The following is a 20,509-nucleotide window of genomic DNA, read 5'->3' as shown; positions in this document are numbered from 1 at the left end:
TTATTTGTAGGAAGCTGCAGAATTAAAAGATTGCTTATGGTGCGTTACAGCAAGCAAGGCCAATCGGACTTGCTTTTGCTACTGTTACGCCTAATGTGTTTTTAAGTTTTGTTTTTTCCACTGGAGGTATGCTCATGTTTCACGCGACGACAATTGTTGCAGTTAGGCAAAAAGGAAAAACAGCATTAGCTGGTGATGGCCAGGTTACCTTCGGCGGCAATACCGTTATGAAGCATCATGCTAAAAAAGTCCGTCGACTTTACCATGGAAAAATTTTAGCTGGTTTTGCTGGATCTGTCGCCGATGCTTTTACGCTGTTTCAAAAGTTTGAAGTTAAATTGGAAGAATTTAATGGAAATATGATGCGCGCTGCTGTAGAATTAGCTAAAGATTGGCGTACAGATCGAGTTTTGCGCCGTTTAGAGGCACTTTTAATTGTAGCTGATCAAAATCATCTGCTATTGATTTCCGGAAATGGCGAAGTGATTGAGCCAGATGACGGAGTTACTGCAATCGGATCTGGCGGTTCCTATGCGTTAGCGGCAGCAAGAGCGTTAGTTGATAATACGGATTTAAGCGCAGCAGAAATTGCTCAGAAGGCAATTACAATCGCTGCTGATATTTGTGTGTTTACAAATCATCATATTACAGTAGAGGAATTAGAAGGATAAAGGAGGAATGGCATTGACAGAATTGACACCAAAACAGATTGTAGCTCAGCTCGATAAGTATATTGTAGGTCAACAGGCAGCCAAAAAATCAGTTGCCATTGCTCTTCGAAATCGTTGGCGCAGCAGACAGCTAGCTAAGGCGATAAAAGATGAAATTATTCCTAAAAATATTTTAATGATCGGGCCAACTGGCGTTGGTAAGACAGAGATTGCTAGGCGATTGGCGAAACTTGTCAATGCTCCTTTTGTAAAAGTAGAAGCAACTAAGTTTACCGAAGTTGGTTATGTGGGTAGAGATGTAGAATCAATGGTACGAGATTTGGTGGAAACTGCTATCCGCATGATTAAACAAAGTAAAATTGCTGAAGTCAATGATAAAGCCCAGGCTTTAGCCAATGAGAGAATTCTAGATTTATTTAGCCCTGTTCCTGCTAAGGAAAAAACTAAAAATCCTTTTGAGATGCTCTTTTCTTCTACTACTCAGCAAGAGCCTGAGATGGTATCAGAAAAGCCTGATGTAAATCAGGAGCGAGAAACTTGGCGCAAAAAGCTAGAGCAAGGTGAACTAGAAGAAAATCTTGTTGAAATTGTCGTGGAAGACACGAGTCAGCCCATGATGGGAATGTTTGCTGGAACAGGCGCGGAAGAAATGGGTATGAATCTTCAAGACATGTTGGGAAGCCTGATGCCGAAAAAACAGAAGAAGCGCAAAGTGACTGTGGCGAATGCCAGAAAGATTTTTACCCAAGAAGAGGCACAGAAGTTAATTGATATGGATGAAGTTATTTCTGGTGCTATTGAGTTAGCTGAAACGTCAGGGATCATCTTCCTAGATGAAATTGATAAAATTGCCGGTCGGGGCCAATCATCAGGACCGGATGTGTCGCGAGAAGGCGTACAACGTGACATTCTTCCAATAGTAGAAGGATCGACTGTTATGACAAAATATGGAGCATTGCAGACCGATCACATTCTATTTATTGCTGCCGGTGCTTTTCATATTTCTAAACCTTCTGATCTAATACCAGAACTTCAAGGGCGTTTTCCTATTCGTGTAGAATTAACGAATTTGACGAAAGAAGACTTTTGCCAGATTCTTACGGAACCGGCCAATGCTTTAATTACTCAATATACTAGCTTATTAGGTGTGGAAGATATTACGATTGAATTTGCGCCTGAGGCAATTGATGAGTTAGCAGAAATTGCCTGTGCTGTAAACAGTCAGACTGAAAATATCGGCGCTAGACGACTTCATACAATTATGGAGAAATTATTAGAAGACCTAGCGTTTGAAGCGCCTGAATTAGAAAAGCAGACGATTGTAATTGATCGTGCTTATGTGCAATCAAAGTTGTCACATATTATTGAAAATCAAGATTTAACTCAATTTATTTTATAGATGGTTAAGTTACTTATTTTATGAAACGAAAGGTAGGAATTACATGATGTTAACTTTGTTGGAACGTACTCGGAAAATTAATAAGCTTTTACAAAAGTCGGAAAAAGTTCATTACAATGAAATGTCTTCTGTATTGTCAAACGTAATGAATTCAAACGTGTATATCGTAAGTAAAAAAGGCGATGTACTTGGTTACGCCTTACTTGATAATTTTGAATGTGGCGTAATGAAAGAAAAAGTACTTGATGATGGTCTCTTTCCTGAAAGATATGTTGACTGGTTGCTACGTGTTTCGGAAACTTCGCCCAATATTCGCATTGATAGTGGTCTTTGTGCTTTTAGCGAGAATACCGAATGTTTCTTTCATGGTAAATTAACGACCATTGTGCCTATTTATGGCGGTGGCGATCGGATTGGTACTTTGATTGTTGCTAAGTTTGATGAGGAATTTACTGATGATGATTTAATTTTGGCTGAATATGGTGCAACCGTTGTCGGTATGGCTATTTTACGAGATTTAAGCGATAAAATTGCCGATGAAGCTCGCAAGAAAGCAACAGTACAAGTAGCTATCGGCACACTCTCTTATTCAGAACTCGAAGCTGTTCTTCACATTCTTAACGAATTAGAAGGTGATGAAGGATTGCTTGTAGCAAGTAAAATTGCTGATCGTGTGGGGATTACTCGTTCTGTTATTGTTAATGCCTTACGCAAATTTGAAAGCGCTGGTGTTATTGAATCAAAATCACTAGGAATGAAAGGTACATATATTAAAGTTCTTAATGAACTGTTACTTGATGAATTGAAGAAACTAAGAAAATAATGATTCCTTTAACAAAGAAACGTTAATTTATAAGAATTTTAGGGGACTGTCTCACGAAGAGATTGCAAGTGAATTTCTTCTTGACGAGACAGTCCTCCTTATTTGTCATTAGATATTTTAAGATGTTTTTAAGGGGTTTTTAAGAATTTGATTTTAAGCACGTTGCTGTTTGTATTTTTTCTAAACAAAAAGTCCTGATTATTGGATTTTACAAAGAGTTTTAAAAAATTAAGAGGAATTTATGAAATTTATGTAGAATTGTAGCCTATCGTAAAGTATTGTCAAAATGGTATTTGGGAGGTTTACTGTGCTTGATTCTATGTTATCAACTTCTTCTGCTGGACTGTTGGAAAAAGCCTTATCGGCTTCTGCCTTGCGGCAAAAAGTGATTAGTAACAACATTGTCAATGTAAATACGCCGGGCTTTAAACGCAGTGAAGTAATATTTGAAGATAAACTTCAACAAGCGATAGGGGGCCCAAAACTGTTATCTTTGGTAAGAACTCATGGCGCTCATTTGTCGGGGACGCGGGAAGTGTCTACCGACCCAGCTGTTGTTGTCGATAAGGATACATCAATGCGTTTAGATGGAAATAATGTCGATATTGATAAAGAAATGGCTGGCCTTGCCAAAAATAGCATTTATTATAATTCAGTAGCACAACAACTCAGTAAAAAGTATTCTACTTTAATCTCGGCCATTAAAGAAGGGAAGTGACCATAGATGGGAATGTTTGGCGCCATTGACTCTGCGGCTTCCGGCTTGACGGCTGAACGGTTGCGTATGGATGTTATATCTAACAATATTGCCAATGTGAATACGACGCGTACAGCTGAAGGCGGACCTTATCGGCGTCAATTATTGGTATTTGAACCAAGATCTTCAGGCGATTCTTTTTCTGATATTTTAACAGGAAAGCTTGGCCAGTCTGGTGAAAATGCTGGCGTAAAGGTTGTTGGCATTACGAAAGATCAGTCGCCTTTGCGATTAGTCTACGATCCTACTCATCCAGATGCAAATCGGAATGGGTATGTAGAAATGCCCAATGTAAATGTTGTAACAGAAATGGTAGATATGATTACAGCAAGTCGGGCTTATGAGGCCAATGTTACAACAATTAACGCTGCTAAATCTATGGCGCAAAAGGCGCTGGAGATTGGCAAATAGGAGGAAAGATAAATGGCCATTGATGGCATTCAGCCATTATCGCTTAGTGAAGTCGGGTTCGAACCAACCAAGCGAGCGAGTAGTAGTGCTCGTTCTGGCGGCGTAACGTTTGGACAACTCTTTTCAAATGCGCTAGGAGAAGTCAATCAGTTACAGCTTAACTCTAGTAAGGCTTCGGCAGATCTTGCCGCTGGAAAAATTCAAGATGTTTCTGAAGCAGTTATTGCGGCAGAAAAAGCTTCCATCTCTTTGCAACTCACGATGACAGTTCGCAACAAAGTGATTGACGCTTACCAAGAAATCATGCGAATGCAGGTCTAATATTTTTCTGATTTGAAAGGGTGGAGACGATGGCTGACTGGAAAGAGCAGTCTCTGCGCCTGTGGCAAAACATCGGTAAAAAAGAAAAGTACATTATTTTAGGATCTGCAGTTTTACTTTTTGTAGGTATCCTTGCATGGAGTTTTTGGTGGGGGGGTCGCCCTGATAGTGTACCTTTGTTTACTGGTCTTGATGCCAAAGATGCAGGTGAAGTGGCAGCAAAGTTGAAAGAAGCAAAAATTCCCTATGAAATAGGTAACAATGGTACAGCGATTATGGTATCGTCGAAAGATGTTTATAAAATTCGTCTGGACTTAGCCGCTCAGGGGTTGCCGCGCGGCAATAAGGGGTTTGAGATTTTTGATCAGAATAAGTTTGGTACGACAGAGTTTCAAAATAAAGTGTATTATTTGCAAGCCATTCAAGGTGAATTAACCAAGACAATTGAGCAAATGACTGAAGTAGAGAAGGCTAGGGTCCATATTGTAATGCCGGAGGATAGTCTGTATAAGAAAAATGAAAAACCAGCTACAGCATCGATCATGATTAAACTACGTCCTTCGGCGCAGTTGAATCCTGGCCAGATTAATGGCATTGTAAATTTAGTGGCACATAGTGTGCAAGGTTTGAAACCGGAGAATATTACGATTGTTGATGATAATGCTCATGTCTTGAATGATCCTTCATCGCAGGAAGCTGGCAAAAATGGCGCTATTAGTTTAACGCAACTGGAAATGACCAAGAAAGTTCAGGATGATTTGCAGAAAAACTTGCAAAGTATGTTAGAACAAGTTTTGGGCGAAGGGAAAGTTGCCGCTCGAATTAATGTGGAATTGAATTTTGATCAGCGGGTAGTGGATCGAAATACCTTTGAACCTGTCGTTGATGATAAAGGAATTATTCGCAGTTCTCAGGATGTCAGTGAAAACTATCGGGGAACTTCTAATGCTCCCGGTGGAGTTCCTGGGACGACAACCAATATTCCTGGCTATGTAGCAAATAATAATAATCAATCCAATTATGAGAAAAAAGAATCTGTAAAAAATTACGAGATTAATGAAACGAAAGAAAAAACAGTAGCATCGCCTGGTTCGATTCGTCGCTTAACTGTGGCCGTTTTAGTTGACGGCAGTATTACTAATGTACAGCAAGATGTGATCATGCGAACAGTAGCTTCGGCAACAGGGTTGAATCCAACTAGAGGCGATACGATTTCAGTGGAAACAGTTCCTTTTAGCACGGAACTAGCTGATAAGAAAAAGAAAGAAGAAGCCGATTTGGAACAAGAGCAGAAAATGTCTCTTTATACAAAAATTGGTTTAGCAGTACTCTTGCTGATTGCTCTTGTCGTAGGGGCTCGCATGTATGCAAGGAAGAAGCAAAGCGAAAAAGATCTAGAACTTATGGCTATGGCTCCCACGCCTGTAGATGAGCTTTTAGAAGAAGAGGAAACAGAAGAGCTTACGCCAGAAGAAATTGAACGCAACAATGTACGTGAATCTATTGAGAAATTTGCTCAGTCTAACCCGGAAGATGTTGCGCAATTATTAAAAACGTGGGTATCTGAGGAATAAGGCGCGCCATAGGGGAGGTAAGGATATGTACGAATCGAATGAGTTGTCAGGTAAACAAAAGGCGGCTATTCTTCTTATTTCGCTAGGACCGGATATTTCTGCCCAGATTTTTAAACATTTTCGGGAAGAAGAAATTGAAAAACTGACGTTAGAAATTGCCAATCAGCGAAAGATTCCTCAAGAGGTAAAAGATAGAGTATTAGACGAATTTCATCAAATGTGTTTAGCAAAAGAATATTTGTCAGCTGGCGGTCTGGATTATGCCAGGGAAATTCTTGAAAAAGCATTGGGGTCAGAAAAAGCAGTTTCTATTATTAGTCGATTAACAGCAAGTCTGCAAATTCGACCTTTCGATTTTGCGCGAAAGACAGATCCTTCTCAGTTATTAAATTTTATTCAAAATGAGCATCCGCAAACGATTGCTTTAATTATGGCTTACTTACAGCCGGAACAGTCCGCAGCGATTATTTCGGCTTTGCCGGCGGACAGACAGGTTGATGTAGCAAAACGTATTGCTACCATGGATCGTACGTCCCCAGATGTTATAAAGGATGTGGAGAGAATTTTGGAAAGAAAGTTATCTTCACTTGTTACGCAAGACTTTACAGCAGCCGGTGGTGTTGATTCCATTGTTGAAGTATTAAACCGTGTAGATCGGACGACAGAAAGAACTATCATTGAAAACTTGGAGATCCAAAATCCAGAACTTGCTGAAGAAATCAAAAAACGGATGTTCGTATTCGAAGATATTGTTCTTTTGGACGATCGTTCACTGCAACTTGTACTTAGAGAAATTGAATCGAAGGATCTGGGCTTGGCATTGAAAGCTTCGTCCAGTGAAGTGGCGGAGAAAATCTATAAGAACATGTCGAAGCGTGCATCAGAAATGTTACGAGAAGAAATTGAATATATGGGACCTGTTCGTATTCGTGATGTAGAAGAATCGCAGCAGAAAATTGTAAATGTAATTAGACGTCTTGAAGAATCCGGTGAAATTATTGTTTCACGGGGCAAAGGAGACGAAATCATTGCATAAGATTTTCAAATCCATTTCATTACGCGATCAACCTGTGGTAATTGCTGTTTGTGATCCGGAGCTGTGCTGCACGGAAGCAGAGGATTTGCCAAACGAGAAAGAAGAAATTGAATCGCTTTTGGTAAAAACGCAACGGGAATGTGAGAAGCAGATTACCCAGGCTAAAGCGCAGGCTGATGAGATCGTTGCTAACGCTCTATCAGAAGGAGAGAAAATCAAGGAAGAAGCTCGTGCGCTTGGCCATAACGAAGGAAAAGAAACGGGATATCAAGCTGGTTATGAGTTGGGTTATAACGAAGGAATTAAAGTGGCTGAAACAAAAATTCGCGAAGAACTTCAAGCTGAGATCAGTCAAAGCGCTCTAAAAGCTTCGGACGTTTTAGTTATGGCTCAGCAAGATGCAAAAAAAATGATTCTGGAAGCAGAAGGAGACATTCTTCAGCTTGTTTTGGCGATTACCCAGAAAATTCTCGCTAGAGAGACTGAAGAAAACCCTGTAATGGTACTTCCGATTGTTCGCGCTGCATTAGAGAAAGTTAGAGATCAACAGGAAGTAATCGTGCGAGTAAATTCTTATGATTTCGAACTTGTCATGCAGGCGCGACATGATTTACAGACTATGGTAGGCAGGGAGCAGCCCATTTTGGTACAGTCTGATGATTCGGTGAGTGTCGGTAATTGTTTAATTGACACGACAAGTGGAACGGTTGACGCACGTATTGATACACAGTTTGAGGAAATTAAAAAGTCTTTGCTGGAAGTGATGCCATGACAATTTTTTCTGCACAGGCCTATTTGCAAAAAATAGAACAGGCTCAAACGATGCGGTTGACTGGAAAAATTACGCAGATTATTGGTCTTGTGATTGAGTCGCAAGGCCCTGCTGTAAATTTAGGTGAACTTTGCTATATTACGTCGCGAGATCAATCTTTTTCGATTCCAGCTGAAGTTGTAGGGTTTCGCCAAAATCGAGTTCTGTTAATGCCTATAGGAGAAATGCAGGGAATTGGACCTGGTTGTGAGGTGTTGGCGGCCAACCAAACGCTGAGTATTGGTGTTGGTGAGGCTCTATTAGGACGAGTTGTTGATGGATTAGGACGGCCAATGGATGACAAGGGCCCGTTGGAACCGGAAAAATTCTACCCAATTCACGCGATGCCGCCTTCGCCTCTTACGCGCAAAAGAATTGACAAAACGATGTCTGTTGGCGTAAAAGCAATAGATTCTTTGATTACTCTAGGTCGAGGACAGCGTGTCGGTATTATGGCGGGTAGTGGTGTTGGTAAGAGTACGCTTCTTGGTATGATTGCAAGAAATACAGAAGCTGATATTAATGTAATTGCTTTGATTGGCGAACGTGGGCGTGAAGTTCGTGAATTTATTGAACGCGATTTGGGGGAAGCTGGCCTAAAGCGTTCTGTTGTAGTTGTGGCAACATCTGATCAGCCTGCTTTACTCAGGGTGAAAGGGGCAATGACAGCAACGGCTATCGCTGAATACTTTCGTGATCAAGGCAAGAATGTCATGTTAATGATGGATTCTGTCACTCGTTTTGCTATGGGACAGCGAGAGGTTGGATTGACGATTGGCGAGCCACCCGCGACACGAGGCTACACTCCATCTGTTTTTGCCATGCTTCCTAAGCTGTTAGAACGTTCTGGTACTGGTTCTATTGGTTCCATTACGGGAATTTATACAGTCCTTGTTGATGGTGATGATATGAATGAACCGATTGCTGATAGTGTCCGTAGTATTCTAGACGGCCATATTGTTTTATCAAGAGCTTTAGCTGCAAAAAATCATTATCCTGCGATTGATGTTTTGGCGAGCGTCAGTCGTGTCATGTTAGAAATTGTCGAGCGCCCTCACTGGGATGCTGCTCAAAAGCTACGTTCTATTTTAGCGACATATCGGGAAGCGGAAGATTTAATTAATATTGGCGCTTATGTGAAAGGCAGTAATGAAGAAATTGATACGGCCATGGAGCATATTAGTGCTGTGAAAAAATTTTTGCAGCAAGAAGTTTATGATGAAACAACCATGGAACAAACAATCAGTATTTTGGAGCAAGTTGTTTCTTGAGTTTGAGAGGGGTAAAATATGCAGCGATTTCGTTTTCGACTGGAAACTTTACTTAAAGTGCGTCGACGACGCGAAGAGCAGGCTCAGCTTCGACTTACGCAGGCCATTGAAAATTTGCGACAAGCCCAAGAAGATTTATCGCTTCTAGCCGATAGAATAGAAGCGCATCGCCAAGAGTGGCAAAATGCGCTGAGCCAAAACAAAACGATTGCTGATTTTATTCTTTACTCTGCTTATTTTAAGCAACTTACGCTACAACTGGATAATCAAAAAGAAGTCGTTATTGCCGCAGAAAAGAGTCATTTAGAAAGTCTCTTTGTTTTTCAAGAAGCCATGAAACAGAGAAAAGTGGTAGAGCGGTTGAAAGAAAAGAAACGACAGCAGCATTACCGTGAGCTTTTACAGCAAGAACAAAATTTTCTTGACGAGCTTGGTACGCAGCGCTATGGAAGAGATTTTTAAAAGAAGGAGGAATTTACTTTGAGTAATTTCTTGGGAGTGCAGCAAGTCTTGCAGCGAATTTCTTCCATTGAACAGCGTTTTGGCGTTGTGAGTAAAAATGCTTTACCAGCTATAACTGGCGCAATGGAAAGACAAAATAGCATTTCGAATCAGTCCTTAAATCCTTCTAGTGATTTTTCAAGTATTTATTCTTCAATAAAAAATAACAGTCTTAATCAAACCCAGGAAACTTCTTATGATCCTGGTGCTGATAATATTATTCGCATGCTTCATACTGCGGCACAAAAATATGGTGTTGATCCCAAGCTAGCGCAAGCGGTAGCAAAGGCAGAGTCTGGTTATTCACCACAGGCTGTATCTTCTACAGGCGCTGTTGGGGTTATGCAACTTATGCCTGATACGGCAGCTGGGCTTGGTGTGCGAAACATCAATGATCCTAGAGAAAATATTGATGGCGGTGTCCATTATTTAAAACAGATGCTTGATACTTTTCACGGCAACGTAGCGCAAGCTGTGGCAGCTTATAATGCTGGACCGCAGGCTGTAAAGGACTATCAAGGAATTCCGCCTTATGCCGAAACGCAGGCGTATGTGTCAAATGTGCTATCTTACTATAAAAACTTCTAATGACCGTCTTGATTCCTAGAGGGCGTTAGGAATGTCGTTCGGAAGGCAGGCAATGGAATGGCTGAAAAAAATAACGCTAAAAATACAGCTAAAAATACAGCGAAGCCAACAGGCAAAACTGATAAAAAGGCTAATACGATGGCCGGAGGAGAAGAAATAGAAGGAGCGCCACCGAAGAAAAAACGCCGGATTTTTTTGATTCTCTTTGTTATTTTTTTGTTGCTTCTTTTATTAGCAGTTGGCTTTGCTATAGGAATTTATTTAAAACTGTTTGATGTTCAAAAAACAGCAGAAGATTTGAATTTACAGGATAAACCATTTATTGGTCGTTTCTTTCAAAAACCAAAAACAAATTTCGATGCTGTTGATTTAACGCCGCAGAGTCCTGTCGAGCCGTCGCCAGGCAATGCCTTAACTGGTTCGCCTATGCAGCCGAATCCGGTACCGGCGGTTAATCCTGCTGCGTCCCAGATGCCTGGACAGGTAGCGCCCGGTACACAACCGACAGCACCTGGTGTGGCCACTGATCAGAATCTGGCAAAATTGGCAAAGCAGCGACAACAGGAAGAAGCTAAGAAAATTTCAAAACTAGCGCGCCTTTATGGCAATATGAAGCCTGATGAAGCAGTTCCCATTTTATCGCAGCTTGATAATCCTACGGTTGTTGCTGTTTTAAATAAAATGGAAGAAGAACAAGCTGGTAAAATTTTGGCACAGTTTGAACCTGCTCGAGCCGCTCAAATTAGTCAAGCTATGCTGGCGGTGCCGACAGTTCAATAAAATATCTTAGAAAGGAGGTGAAATAATGCAAACTGAAAATGTAGTAAATCTTATAGCTAGCGTTCCCACTGCGGTTAAAAGTTCATCTAAAAGTGTTCCGACTGTTGCTGTGAAAAGTAAAAGTTTTGCTTCCGCATTAGCATCTTCTGCAACTGTTGCAGCAAATTCTCTCAATAATTCCCTCAATGGAGTAAATCAACCTGGAAGCAATACGGAGTCAACAGCGGGAGCCGATTCTTTGTCTTTAGACAAACAACAAATAGGAAAAAATGTAACTTCTACCGGTCAAGATAATCAAGATAATAGTTCAAAACCGTCGAAACTAGTAGTAGATGACAAAATTGGTCAACTTGAGGATACAAAAGGACAAGACACCCAAACGTTACAGACCGTTGCTGTAAACGATCTTTATAGCATGTTGTTGGCTGTTTTACCGCAACAAGGTCAACAAAGTCAATCACAAGCAGTAACCGCAGAGGGTAAGGCGAATCAAACAGCTGGTGAGATTTCAACTGGAACTTCAGTTGGACCTATAGTTACGGCAAACTTTGGCCAGATTATTACGCAGCAAACACAGCCTGAACAATTAATGCAGGCGCAACTTGTATCACAAGATCAGACTTTGCAGACACAGTCATTAGATAATGCGTTCGTTACGTTAGAACAAATAAACGGACTGGCTGAACGACAGGCTTTGCCAAATGAGTCTGTAAAGCAGGAAAAAGTTGTACTGGGAGCAGAAAAGGCTCAAATGGGTCAAAAGACTTCTGTTGCGGCAGATACAATCAGTGGATTGTTAACAAAAGAATCGGCTAAGCAGGTTACTGTAGAAAATGCCGTTTTGTCTCCAGGGACCATTCTTATGCAAAATGAAGGTAGTGTGCCGCAGCCTGATATATCGCAGCTCAGCATAACAAGTAACAAAGAATTGCAACAAGCAACTCCAACCGAAGAAAAATCAGCGGGTAAGCAAAATGAAATGCTCACAGCCTTACAGTCGCAAGGTAAGCTTGTAGTTGATCAGCAGACACCAATTTTGCCTAAAGAACAAGTTGTACCACAAGATTCCCAGCCTAGCCAAACACAAGAAGCGTCTGCGGCATTAATTGAAAACAAGCTGCGGGAGCAAAATCAGAAGTTTTCTGATAAGGGTGAGCAACAAATGACGTTTACGAGTCAGGAACAGCTAAAAGCGAATAGCGTAGCAGAAACTGAGGTAACGTCGCTTGGTGATACGACGCAGTCTGCTTTTGCACAGATGCTGCATAGCGAAAAAAGTACTACTCCTTTGCAGGGAGTAAGCGCAAGTAGCGCGGCTTCTTCAAACAATCAGCCTGTAAGCAGTCAAGATAACTTTCAGGTAGTACAGCAAATCATTGATCAGGTTAAACTAGTAAATCGTCCACAAAATACTGAAATGGTCATCCGTTTAAAACCGGAACATCTTGGTGAGTTGACATTGAAAGTTACAGTCGAACAGGGTGCAGTTACTGCTTCATTTCATTCTGGCAACAGCGATGTGAGAGCGGTAATTGAATCGTCGTTGCCACAATTAAAACAGGAATTGACAAGTTCCGGGCTGAAAGTGGACAATGTGGGAGTATACACTAGTTTGAATCAATTTATGTCTAATCAAGAACGGCCTACGCAGCAACAGCAAAAACCCAAATTTTCCTACAAAGGAAATAAGGATAACTTTGAAGAAACTGTAGAGGCGGTGACAAAACCAGTTGTCACTGAAGCAGATGGTGTCGATTATTTAATTTAGGAGGGATCGTATGGCAGTTTCAGCGACAGGCACAACGACTGACACAACTCCAACTACGAATACAAACAGTAGTACAACAACGTCTAATTCTGCATTAGGAAAAGATGACTTTTTAAAGCTTTTGATTACACAAATGCAAAATCAAGATCCTACTAAGCCGCAAGATGATACGCAAATGATTGCGCAGTTAGCGCAATTTTCTAGCTTAGAACAGATGCAGAACTTGAATGCAACAGCCCAGATGACACAAGCTACGACGATGATTGGAAAAGTTGTAAGTTGGACAGATGCCTCATCGGGACAGTTACTTTATGGTCAGGTTAGTGCAGTGAAGGTTGTCAATAATCAACCCAAGCTGATTGTTGGTGATTACACGGTGGGGCTAAGTGATGTTTCCGCTGTTGTAAATCAGACAACACAAACAAATTCGACACAAAGCAATACAACAACATAAGTGAAGCAATCTGACTAGGAAAGGGTGGATCAGTTGTGGCGGATTCTCGTATTTTTTATGCAAATCAACCTGTTTTTCCGCTTACGCCAGCTGCTGTTCCGGTAAAGACGCAAAGTACTAGTGCTTCAAGCTCTAATCAGGATTTTAGCAAAATTCTTAATGAAAAAATTTCAGGTGTGAAATTTTCCCAGCATGCCATGGAACGACTACAGAGCCGTAATATTGAACTGAGTACAGAGGATTTGCAAAAACTCAGCAGTGCTGTGGAAAAGGCTGAAAAAAAAGGAGCGAAGGAGTCGCTAATGGTTCTAAATAACCTGGCTTTTGTAGTCAGTGTGAAAAATCGAACCGTCATTACCGCCATGGATGGCCAGAGCATGAAAGACAATGTGTTTACTAATATTGATAGTGCTGTTCTTCTCACTTGAGCTGGACCTAATATGGAGGCTCATTTAGCTGCTGAATGATTGAAGCAGCTTATACCAAAAATTAAATTGGAGGTTATGTTTATGGGACGTTCTATGTATTCAGCTGTTTCCGGTTTGTTAAATATGCAAACAGGTATTGATGTCATTGGCAATAATGTTGCTAATGTTAATACAATTGCCTATAAAGGCAATACAACAAATTTCCAGGATATTTTAAGTCAGACTGTGCAAGGTGCATCTGCTCCAGCGGGCAATCTTGGCGGGACAAATCCGATGCAGGTTGGACTTGGTATGACAGTTGCTAGTATTGGTACGAATTTTAAAGATGGCAACTTGCAATCTACAGGTAAACAGACGGATATGGCTTTATCGGGGAATGGCTTCTTTATTTTACAAAACGGCAATGATAAGGTCTATACGCGGGTAGGCAGTTTCACTCAGGATGCACAAGGAACTTATGTTTCATCAGGAGGCCTGAAATTAATGGGCTGGATGGCTGATGCTACAGGAGCTATTACGCCTGGCGCATCGATGCAGCCAATTCAAGTTCAGCTTGGTACTACGATGGCTTCCAAGGCTTCGACGGAAATAAAGGTGACGAAAAATTTAAAAGGTGATTCTGCAATTGGTTACAGTTATCCAGGTTCTGCTACGGCAACTGACTCTGTAGGAACACAGCATGCAGTAAATACAAATTATTATAAGGTTGATATGACGTCGGGAGCCACTCCAACTTCTACCTGGCTGACGTATACTTCAGTTAAAGATTCAACTACATCAACCCCTAAAAATGCTTGGCAAGTGCTTACTTTTGATGCTTCGGGGAGTAATCCTAACTATATTTCAATTCCAGATACTTCAACGGGATTGACATTGCCTACTGATACTGCTACTTTCACATCATTAACTTTAGACTCGACACTGGGAGCTAGCAATTCACAAACCTTTGTTTCTATTGAAGGTGGACAACCCCATACTTATAAACTTACGTTTACTGCTGATGCGACACAATCGAATAAATGGTCTTATACACTTAGCGATGCCAGTGGTTCAGGCACGTCCGTATCTGGGATAGTTAAGTATGTTGCTGGGCCTCCTGGGGCATATACATTTTATGATAGTACCGGAACTACCACTGTGCCGTCCTTGTCTATGGGTGGAACCTTTACTTTAAATGTAACTGGCTTTACCAGCAATGCACCGACAACCGGTGGGTTTTATATGCCAGGAACGGAAAGTACTAATGTAAAGCAAACTATAACCGATGCCAATGCGGCGGTTACGGCTGGTACTGGCGGTAATTTACCTTTTCAAGCAACATTTACAAATGCAACAAGTCAATTAAGCCTCACTCGAAATCTAAGTGGTTTGACACAATATGGCGGTATGGGCGACTCAACTCTATTTGAGACACCTGACGGTTATCCTGCCGGAACACTGCAATCTACTTCACTTGATAAAACTGGTACGATTGTGGGGACCTATAGCAATGGCGAGCGACGAAACTTAGCACAAGTAGCCTTAGCTGGTTTTGCGAATCCGGAAGGTTTACTGAAAGTCGGCGACTCTAATTATCAGGTGTCTAATAACTCTGGGACACCTCAGATTGGGGCGGCGAAAACCGGTGGGCTAGGGGCTATTACTGGCGGTAGCTTAGAAATGTCTAATGTCGACTTGGCCACGGAGTTTACTAATATGATTATTACGGAACGGGGTTATCAGGCAAACTCTAAGGTTATTACGACAAGTGATGAAATGTTACAAGAATTAAATAGTTTGAAACGATAATAGAAAGTGAGCGATGACATAGCGGGGGGATTTCCTCCCGCTATCTAAGGAGGAAGTAAGATGATCAAGTTATCAAAAATAAATGGTGAGCGTGAATTTATTATGAATGCGGAGCTCATTGAGACTGTTGAGGAAACGCCTGATACGGTTGTTACTTTGACAAATGGAAAAAAGTTTATTGTGGAAGAAAGAATGGATGAAGTGGTTCGCAAGGTCATGGATTATCGGCGTGCCATATTTAGAAATTTACGGTAGGGCATATAGGTTACAATGATTGTGGTGATTTTTAAAGGAATTTTGTTTAAAATTACATGTTTTTCAGTATTTGGTTTTATAAATAACATACTTAAGTCGGAATTTTGTCGATTTCTGAAGGAGTTTTCTTATCTTTGTAGAAAAAATATGCTTAGGAAAGAAACGGAATTAAAGCGCCTATAGATAAATGCTAAGGTCTTTAAGACCGATATGATATAATTCTTAAGGGGGGGACCCGAATGGCTGAAGGTGGGAAAAAATTTCCGCTAGCAATAGTTGCAGGTTTAGTTGTAGTTGGACTTTTATTAGCTGGCGGTATTTCTTATTTTATTGCAAATAAAATTGTATCAGAAAAATCAACTGTTGAAACAAAAAAATCGGAACCAGGCGAATTTGTTAAAATAGGCGATCCCAAAGAAGGATTAGTATTGAATGTGGGGGGCGCTGGCAGTGGTCGTTTTATTAAAGTTGGTATTATATTAGAAGTCAAACCGGAAAAGAACGCGCCGCCGAAGGAAGGAAAGAATTTATCACCTGAAGAAGTGAAAATGACAGATACTGTCATCTCAGTGTTACGGTCGCAAAAAATTGAAGATTTTGATCCGTCCAAACAAGAAAAACTGAAAGATCTTATTAAAGGGGCGGTAAATGAAAGTTTAGGCGGCGACCGTGTTTATAATGTATTTATAACAAATTTTGTTATACAATAATGTGATTTTCTAGATTTTGCGGGAAGGGAGGCAACTGGATGGCCGGCGACGTGCTCTCACAAGCTGAGATTGATGAGCTGCTTTCTAATATATCGAGTGGAGTTCTTTCAGCTGAAGATATTCAAAGTGAAGAGAAACAACGAAAAATAAAATTATATGATTTTAAGCGTCCTGATAAATTTTCTAAAGACCAGATTCGGACGCTCTATATGATTCATGAGAATTTTGCTCGACTGTTTAACACATATCTTTCCGCAAATTTGCGTACTCTCGTGCATATTGATGTCGCTTCTGTTGATCAGCTTACTTATGAAGAATTTATTCGATCTTTGCCGAATCCAAGTGTAATTAGTGTTTTTCAAATGAGTCCGTTAAAAGGAAATGCCATACTAGAACTGAATCCTAATGTAGTATTTGCATTGATTGACCGCTTATTCGGCGGCGTTGGATCAGCACCGAATAAACCCAGACCTTTAACGGATATTGAAGAAGCGATTATTACTCGAGTGATTAATAAAGCATTGGAATCATTGCAAGAGGCTTGGAAACAAGTTATCGCCATGAATCCAAGTATGGATGTTATTGAAACAAATCCTCAGTTCACACAGATTGTTCCGCCTAATGATATGGTTGTTATTATTACGTTACAGGCAAAAATTGGTCAGGCTGAAGGTCTTTTAAATTTATGTATTCCTTATTTAGTGTTAGAGCCCATCATGTCAAAACTAACGACAACTTTCTGGGTCGCTTCTTCTGTAGCAAAGCAAGATTCTGATGAAAATATTCAAGCGTTGCAGAAAAAATTGCGCAAAGCTGTGATTCCAATTACGACGGAATTAGGCAAAGTTACGATTAGTGTAGCAGAAATGCTTGGTCTTGCAGCAGGGGATGTTTTACAGCTTGAAACAAAGGTGTCCGATGAATTAACTGTATATGTTGGTCAACAAAAGAAGTTTTTATGTAAACCTGGTGTAAGCGGCAAAAAAATGGCTGTACAAGTGACCAGAGTGATAGAAGGAGATGACTTAGATGAGTGATGGATTTCTCTCACAAGATGAAATTGATGCTTTACTCAGAGGTGAACCCAGTTCGTCTCCTGCGGCTGATGTAAGTGCAGCAGAGGATTTATCTGATATAGAAAAAGACGCACTTGGTGAGATTGGCAATATTTCTATGGGCAGTGCGGCGACAACCTTATCAATATTGTTAGGGCGTCGCGTATCAATTACAACACCGCGTGTCTCCATTACGACCTTAGATGAAATCAAAGAGCAATATCCGCTACCGTATTTAGTAATTGAAGTCGGTTATACGCATGGTCTTACCGGGACAAATATCCTGGCGATTCGTGAGCAGGATGCTTTGATCATTTCTGATCTAATGATGGGCGGCGATGGTTCGAATCCTCCGACGGAGATGAATGAACTTTATTCAAGCGCTGTTACGGAAGCAATGAATCAAATGATGGGATCTACGGCGACTTCTATTTCAACTATGTTTAAAAAGAAAGTTGATATTTCGCCGCCAACGAGTACGCGTGTTGATTTTTCAACAGAGACGCCGATTACAAACTTGGCTCAAGGAGATCAATCCATTGTTCGCGTATCGTTTCGTATGGAAGTAGAAGATCTTATTGATAGTGAAATTATGCAGCTTGTTGGTATAGATATTGCTAAGGAAATGGTAGGAAATCTGCTTAACATGTCTCAGGAGGCAGCACAGCCACTAGCGGCGCCAACACCGACTCCAGCGGCGGCACCAACACCAGCTCCACCAGCTGCAACGCAAGCAGCTTATGCGGCACCATCGCAACCTATGATGCAAGCGGCAAAACCGGCGCAGCCAGCTCCGAATGTTGTGGTTCAGCCAGTTCAATTTGCTCCACTTACGCCCAGTGGAATTCCGCTTGGTGATACAAATATTAATTTAATTATGGACGTACCGTTGCAGGTTACGGTAGAATTAGGGCGTACCCGTAAATTAATAAAGGAAATTCTCGAGTTGTCTACAGGATCTGTCATTGAACTTGATAAATTGGCAGGGGAAGCTGTCGATGTTCTCGTGAATGGAAAATTGATTGCCAAAGGTGAAGTTGTAGTAATTGATGAAAATTTTGGCGTTAGGGTTACCGATATTGTAAGCCCCTTAGAACGGGCTGCGAATTTACAGTAAAAATTTATAATGATAAGGAGAGATTGTTGAATGGCAATTCGAGTATTAATAGTAGATGATGCTGCTTTTATGCGAATGATGATTAAAGATATTTTATCAAAAAACGGCTATGAGGTAGTAGGGGAAGCTGAAAATGGTGCTAGGGCTGTTGAAAAATGGCAAGAACTTCGTCCTGAATTGACTACCATGGATATTACTATGCCGGAGATGGATGGAATTGCGGCAGTTAAAGAGATTAAAAAGATAGACGCTAATGCGAAAGTTATTATGTGTAGCGCGATGGGACAACAAGCCATGGTTATTGAAGCGATTCAAGCCGGTGCGCGCGATTTTATTGTAAAACCTTTTCAGCCTGACCGAGTTCTTGAGGCCGTTCGTAAAGCTGTAGGCTAAATGTGATGAATTTATTGCTGATGTCTAAAGTATTTGCTGCTGATGCTTCTGGTGAATACCTGAAATATCAAGAGCCGGCAGCAACGGCTGTGAGTGGTTTTTCCATATTTTCTTATGTGATTTCGCTATTGTTTACTTTTGGAGTAGTTGTGGCATTAGCATATTTTACTTCGCGATTTTGGGGAAATAAACTGAATCTTGCTGGGCGGAAGAATTCCAGCAAGATTCTAAGCTCCCTTTCGTTAGGGACAAATCGCGCTGTTTATGTTGTGGAAATGGCAGGAGAATATTTGGTTTTAGGTGTCACAGACCACAATATTACTTTACTGCAAACAATAACTGATCCCGATAAAATTCATGAACTCCAAGAACAAAATACACAAGAGATAGAAACTTTTCAGGAAGTATTTCGCAGTCAGCTTCATTCATTGCAGCATATGTCTCATAAGTTCCCTGAAGTTTTTGGAAGAGACAAAATGAATAAAGAACGAAAAAATACATTAGATCGTGATGCAACGGATATAGAGAAGAGGTAACCGCTTTGCTAAGAGTATTTATTGTAATTGGTGCTGTTCTTCTCGCTTCTTTTGTGACAACCTCTTCAGCGGTTGCGGCACCACTTATTCCGATTCCGAGTGTTACTGTGGGCGTCGATCAAGCTAGTACGCCACAGGAAGTTGCTACAAGTCTACAAATATTATTAGGACTTACTGTTTTAACGTTAGCGCCTTCTATTTTGATCATGATGACTTCGTTTACGCGGATTATTATCGTACTTTCTTTTTTGCGAAGCGCCTTAGGGACGCAGCAAATGCCGCCTAATCAGATTTTAGTAGGACTTGCTTTATTCATTACTTTTTTCACGATGTCACCTTATATTGATGAAGTAAATTCTAAAGCGCTGCAACCTTATCTAGCAGGAACTATGGATCAGCCAACTGCTTTAAATGAGGCGATGAAGCCGTTACGAATTTTTATGTTTAAGCAGACACGTGAAAATGATATCGCTTTATTTATAAATTTAGCAGATGGGCCGCGTCCAGCATCGCAAGAAGAGGTTTCAACTATGACGCTTATTCCGGCCTTCGTTATTAGTGAATTAAAGACTGCTTTTCAAATCGGATTTTTAATTTATATTCCATTCATTGTTATTGATATGGTTGTAGCTAGTACGCTGATGTCTATGGGTATGATGATGGTACCGCCTGTTATGATTTCTCTTCCTTTTAAAATTTTACTTTTTGTCTTAGTTGACGGCTGGCACCTTCTAATTCGCTCGCTAGTCACTAGTTTTAACTAGAAAGGGAGGGAAAAACGATGAATGGTGATATGGCAATACAAATTGGTCGCGATGCTTTAGCTATGGTTATGTTGATTTCTGCTCCCATGCTAGGGTTAGGCCTTGTTGTGGGAGTGCTTGTGAGTATTTTTCAGGCGACAACGCAAATACAAGAACAAACACTGGCATTCATTCCTAAGATTATTGCTGTGTTTGTAGCTATTTTAGTGTTTGGTCCTTGGATGTTGCGATTAATGGTTGATTATACGCAGGCAATTTTACAAAGCTTGCCGCAAATGATTCACTAAAAGAGCTAGAG

General features: G+C 40.8%; 25 protein-coding genes. All 25 read left to right on the top strand.

Going from position 1 to position 20,509, the window contains the following annotated elements; translation table 11 throughout:
• Window positions 1-134 precede the first annotated feature (134 nt).
• The 25 genes from hslV (at window position 135) to fliQ (ending at window position 20,498) form a co-directional block, all read left to right on the top strand.
• Window positions 135-671 (top strand): ATP-dependent protease subunit HslV, encoded by a 537-nt coding sequence (hslV, locus tag AC0NJP_RS03940; RefSeq protein ID WP_474038708.1) that lies wholly within the window; start codon window positions 135-137, stop codon window positions 669-671.
• A gap of 7 nt (window positions 672-678) precedes the next feature.
• On the top strand, window positions 679-2,070 hold the full coding sequence (gene hslU, locus AC0NJP_RS03935) for an ATP-dependent protease ATPase subunit HslU (RefSeq protein WP_474698821.1): 1,392 nt from the start codon (window positions 679-681) through the stop codon (window positions 2,068-2,070).
• A 46-nt stretch (window positions 2,071-2,116) separates the two neighbouring features.
• A complete protein-coding gene (gene codY / locus AC0NJP_RS03930; RefSeq protein WP_474038755.1) occupies window positions 2,117-2,893 on the top strand; it encodes a GTP-sensing pleiotropic transcriptional regulator CodY in 777 nt (258 codons plus the stop codon).
• A 307-nt stretch (window positions 2,894-3,200) separates the two neighbouring features.
• Window positions 3,201-3,611: a flagellar basal body rod protein FlgB gene (gene flgB, locus AC0NJP_RS03925; protein ID WP_474698820.1), complete on the top strand. Its 411-nt coding sequence runs from the start codon at window positions 3,201-3,203 to the stop codon at window positions 3,609-3,611.
• 6 nt (window positions 3,612-3,617) lie between these two features.
• Window positions 3,618-4,061, top strand: a complete 444-nt coding sequence (gene flgC, locus AC0NJP_RS03920) for a flagellar basal body rod protein FlgC (protein WP_474038705.1) — start codon at window positions 3,618-3,620, stop codon at window positions 4,059-4,061.
• A 12-nt stretch (window positions 4,062-4,073) separates the two neighbouring features.
• Window positions 4,074-4,382 carry a flagellar hook-basal body complex protein FliE gene (gene fliE / locus AC0NJP_RS03915; RefSeq protein WP_474038704.1) on the top strand — a complete coding sequence of 103 codons (309 nt, stop codon included), beginning with the start codon at window positions 4,074-4,076 and terminating at the stop codon, window positions 4,380-4,382.
• Between the two features lie 29 nt (window positions 4,383-4,411).
• The gene (gene fliF, locus AC0NJP_RS03910) at window positions 4,412-5,956 is read left to right on the top strand and encodes a flagellar basal-body MS-ring/collar protein FliF (protein ID WP_474038703.1); all 1,545 of its coding nucleotides are present in this window, start codon (window positions 4,412-4,414) and stop codon (window positions 5,954-5,956) included.
• A gap of 25 nt (window positions 5,957-5,981) precedes the next feature.
• Window positions 5,982-6,992, top strand: coding sequence for a flagellar motor switch protein FliG (gene fliG, locus AC0NJP_RS03905; protein ID WP_474038702.1), 1,011 nt, complete (start codon window positions 5,982-5,984; stop codon window positions 6,990-6,992).
• Window positions 6,985-7,764, top strand: coding sequence for a FliH/SctL family protein (locus AC0NJP_RS03900; protein ID WP_474698819.1), 780 nt, complete (start codon window positions 6,985-6,987; stop codon window positions 7,762-7,764). The genes fliG and AC0NJP_RS03900 overlap by 8 nt, the downstream gene beginning before the upstream one ends.
• Window positions 7,761-9,074, top strand: a complete 1,314-nt coding sequence (gene fliI, locus AC0NJP_RS03895; RefSeq protein WP_474038700.1) for a flagellar protein export ATPase FliI — start codon at window positions 7,761-7,763, stop codon at window positions 9,072-9,074. The genes AC0NJP_RS03900 and fliI overlap by 4 nt, the downstream gene beginning before the upstream one ends.
• Window positions 9,075-9,092: 18 nt before the next feature.
• The gene (fliJ, locus tag AC0NJP_RS03890) at window positions 9,093-9,536 is read left to right on the top strand and encodes a flagellar export protein FliJ (RefSeq protein ID WP_474698818.1); all 444 of its coding nucleotides are present in this window, start codon (window positions 9,093-9,095) and stop codon (window positions 9,534-9,536) included.
• A gap of 18 nt (window positions 9,537-9,554) precedes the next feature.
• A complete protein-coding gene (locus tag AC0NJP_RS03885) occupies window positions 9,555-10,163 on the top strand; it encodes a lytic transglycosylase domain-containing protein (RefSeq protein WP_474698817.1) in 609 nt (202 codons plus the stop codon).
• Between the two features lie 57 nt (window positions 10,164-10,220).
• Window positions 10,221-10,943, top strand: a complete 723-nt coding sequence (locus tag AC0NJP_RS03880; protein ID WP_474698816.1) for a MotE family protein — start codon at window positions 10,221-10,223, stop codon at window positions 10,941-10,943.
• Window positions 10,944-10,968: 25 nt separating this feature from the next.
• A complete protein-coding gene (locus AC0NJP_RS03875) occupies window positions 10,969-12,711 on the top strand; it encodes a flagellar hook-length control protein FliK (protein WP_474698815.1) in 1,743 nt (580 codons plus the stop codon).
• A 10-nt stretch (window positions 12,712-12,721) separates the two neighbouring features.
• On the top strand, window positions 12,722-13,165 hold the full coding sequence (locus tag AC0NJP_RS03870; protein ID WP_474038695.1) for a flagellar hook capping FlgD N-terminal domain-containing protein: 444 nt from the start codon (window positions 12,722-12,724) through the stop codon (window positions 13,163-13,165).
• A gap of 35 nt (window positions 13,166-13,200) precedes the next feature.
• A complete protein-coding gene (locus AC0NJP_RS03865) occupies window positions 13,201-13,593 on the top strand; it encodes a TIGR02530 family flagellar biosynthesis protein (protein WP_474038694.1) in 393 nt (130 codons plus the stop codon).
• Between the two features lie 81 nt (window positions 13,594-13,674).
• Window positions 13,675-15,381: a flagellar hook protein FlgE gene (locus AC0NJP_RS03860; protein WP_474698814.1), complete on the top strand. Its 1,707-nt coding sequence runs from the start codon at window positions 13,675-13,677 to the stop codon at window positions 15,379-15,381.
• Window positions 15,382-15,441: 60 nt separating this feature from the next.
• On the top strand, window positions 15,442-15,636 hold the full coding sequence (locus tag AC0NJP_RS03855; protein ID WP_474038692.1) for a flagellar FlbD family protein: 195 nt from the start codon (window positions 15,442-15,444) through the stop codon (window positions 15,634-15,636).
• A 239-nt stretch (window positions 15,637-15,875) separates the two neighbouring features.
• The gene (locus AC0NJP_RS03850) at window positions 15,876-16,346 is read left to right on the top strand and encodes a flagellar basal body-associated FliL family protein (protein WP_474698813.1); all 471 of its coding nucleotides are present in this window, start codon (window positions 15,876-15,878) and stop codon (window positions 16,344-16,346) included.
• Between the two features lie 38 nt (window positions 16,347-16,384).
• Window positions 16,385-17,383 (top strand): flagellar motor switch protein FliM, encoded by a 999-nt coding sequence (gene fliM / locus AC0NJP_RS03845; RefSeq protein WP_474038690.1) that lies wholly within the window; start codon window positions 16,385-16,387, stop codon window positions 17,381-17,383.
• Complete coding sequence (fliY, locus tag AC0NJP_RS03840; protein ID WP_474038689.1) at window positions 17,376-18,518, top strand: flagellar motor switch phosphatase FliY; 1,143 nt, start codon at window positions 17,376-17,378, stop codon at window positions 18,516-18,518. Before fliM ends, fliY begins: the two co-directional genes overlap by 8 nt.
• Before the next feature lie 30 nt (window positions 18,519-18,548).
• Window positions 18,549-18,911 (top strand): response regulator, encoded by a 363-nt coding sequence (locus AC0NJP_RS03835; protein WP_474038688.1) that lies wholly within the window; start codon window positions 18,549-18,551, stop codon window positions 18,909-18,911.
• A gap of 5 nt (window positions 18,912-18,916) precedes the next feature.
• Complete coding sequence (gene fliO / locus AC0NJP_RS03830; RefSeq protein ID WP_474038754.1) at window positions 18,917-19,447, top strand: flagellar biosynthetic protein FliO; 531 nt, start codon at window positions 18,917-18,919, stop codon at window positions 19,445-19,447.
• A gap of 5 nt (window positions 19,448-19,452) precedes the next feature.
• Window positions 19,453-20,211 (top strand): flagellar type III secretion system pore protein FliP, encoded by a 759-nt coding sequence (gene fliP, locus AC0NJP_RS03825; RefSeq protein WP_474038687.1) that lies wholly within the window; start codon window positions 19,453-19,455, stop codon window positions 20,209-20,211.
• A 17-nt stretch (window positions 20,212-20,228) separates the two neighbouring features.
• Complete coding sequence (gene fliQ, locus AC0NJP_RS03820) at window positions 20,229-20,498, top strand: flagellar biosynthesis protein FliQ (protein WP_474038686.1); 270 nt, start codon at window positions 20,229-20,231, stop codon at window positions 20,496-20,498.
• Window positions 20,499-20,509 lie beyond the last annotated feature (11 nt).

It is taken from the genome of Pelorhabdus sp. sgz311002 (assembly GCF_056134285.1).
This window is presented reverse-complemented; position numbering and strand designations above follow the sequence as displayed.

Bases quoted from the DNA above. Each gene is read 5' to 3' on its own strand.
- fliO (WP_474038754.1), top strand. From the start codon at position 18,917: ATGAATTTATTGCTGATGTCTAAAGTATTTGCTGCTGATGCTTCTGGT.
- flgC (WP_474038705.1), top strand. From the start codon at position 3,618: ATGGGAATGTTTGGCGCCATTGACTCTGCGGCTTCCGGCTTGACGGCT.
- fliJ (WP_474698818.1), top strand. From the start codon at position 9,093: ATGCAGCGATTTCGTTTTCGACTGGAAACTTTACTTAAAGTGCGTCGA.
- AC0NJP_RS03835 (WP_474038688.1), top strand. From the start codon at position 18,549: ATGGCAATTCGAGTATTAATAGTAGATGATGCTGCTTTTATGCGAATG.
- fliI (WP_474038700.1), top strand. From the start codon at position 7,761: ATGACAATTTTTTCTGCACAGGCCTATTTGCAAAAAATAGAACAGGCT.
- fliF (WP_474038703.1), top strand. From the start codon at position 4,412: ATGGCTGACTGGAAAGAGCAGTCTCTGCGCCTGTGGCAAAACATCGGT.
- AC0NJP_RS03850 (WP_474698813.1), top strand. From the start codon at position 15,876: ATGGCTGAAGGTGGGAAAAAATTTCCGCTAGCAATAGTTGCAGGTTTA.
- fliY (WP_474038689.1), top strand. From the start codon at position 17,376: ATGAGTGATGGATTTCTCTCACAAGATGAAATTGATGCTTTACTCAGA.
- AC0NJP_RS03855 (WP_474038692.1), top strand. From the start codon at position 15,442: ATGATCAAGTTATCAAAAATAAATGGTGAGCGTGAATTTATTATGAAT.
- AC0NJP_RS03860 (WP_474698814.1), top strand. From the start codon at position 13,675: ATGGGACGTTCTATGTATTCAGCTGTTTCCGGTTTGTTAAATATGCAA.
- codY (WP_474038755.1), top strand. From the start codon at position 2,117: ATGTTAACTTTGTTGGAACGTACTCGGAAAATTAATAAGCTTTTACAA.
- hslV (WP_474038708.1), top strand. From the start codon at position 135: ATGTTTCACGCGACGACAATTGTTGCAGTTAGGCAAAAAGGAAAAACA.
- fliE (WP_474038704.1), top strand. From the start codon at position 4,074: ATGGCCATTGATGGCATTCAGCCATTATCGCTTAGTGAAGTCGGGTTC.
- hslU (WP_474698821.1), top strand. From the start codon at position 679: ATGGCATTGACAGAATTGACACCAAAACAGATTGTAGCTCAGCTCGAT.
- AC0NJP_RS03880 (WP_474698816.1), top strand. From the start codon at position 10,221: ATGGCTGAAAAAAATAACGCTAAAAATACAGCTAAAAATACAGCGAAG.
- fliM (WP_474038690.1), top strand. From the start codon at position 16,385: ATGGCCGGCGACGTGCTCTCACAAGCTGAGATTGATGAGCTGCTTTCT.
- AC0NJP_RS03875 (WP_474698815.1), top strand. From the start codon at position 10,969: ATGCAAACTGAAAATGTAGTAAATCTTATAGCTAGCGTTCCCACTGCG.
- AC0NJP_RS03870 (WP_474038695.1), top strand. From the start codon at position 12,722: ATGGCAGTTTCAGCGACAGGCACAACGACTGACACAACTCCAACTACG.
- fliG (WP_474038702.1), top strand. From the start codon at position 5,982: ATGTACGAATCGAATGAGTTGTCAGGTAAACAAAAGGCGGCTATTCTT.
- fliQ (WP_474038686.1), top strand. From the start codon at position 20,229: ATGAATGGTGATATGGCAATACAAATTGGTCGCGATGCTTTAGCTATG.